The sequence below is a fragment of the Streptomyces griseus subsp. griseus genome (assembly GCF_000720255.1).
Taxonomy (GTDB): domain Bacteria; phylum Actinomycetota; class Actinomycetes; order Streptomycetales; family Streptomycetaceae; genus Streptomyces; species Streptomyces griseus_I.
In genome coordinates this window covers 1-427 of the sequence record NZ_JOJE01000168.1, presented here as the reverse complement: position 1 = coordinate 427, position 427 = coordinate 1, and the positions used below count along the sequence as shown (strand labels likewise).

Here is a 427-nt window from a genome sequence, read left to right as displayed (position 1 = left end):
CCGTGGCTGCTCAACGTCGCCGGCGCGATCCCCGACGGCCGCAACGCCTGGGCCCCCGAGGCGATCTGGGACCCCGCGACCAACGACTACGTCCTGTACTGGGCGACGAACGTGCCCCTCGACGGCAAGACGAAGCACCGCATCTTCTACGCCCGCACCAGCGACTTCCGCACCATCACCACCCCGCAGATCTACATCGACCGCCCCGGCGCCCAGGAAATCATCGACACCCAGATCATCGAGCTGCCCTCCGGCGTCGGCAACTACCGCTACGTGCGGGCCTCCGGCGACGGACAGATCACCCTCGAGGGCAGCAACTCCATCCTGGGAACCTGGACCCGACTCGGTGACCTCTCCGGCATCGGCCTGACCGGTGCGATGGTCGAGGGCCCGATGTGGATGAAGTTCAACGGCACCAACAAGTGGG

The 427-nt window shown here is 67.0% G+C and carries 1 protein-coding gene; it reads left to right on the top strand.

Annotated elements, in window-relative coordinates; genetic code table 11:
* Window positions 1-427 (top strand): 1,4-beta-xylanase (locus IG99_RS43630; protein ID WP_037684607.1); only part of this gene is annotated, 427 nt, incomplete at both ends.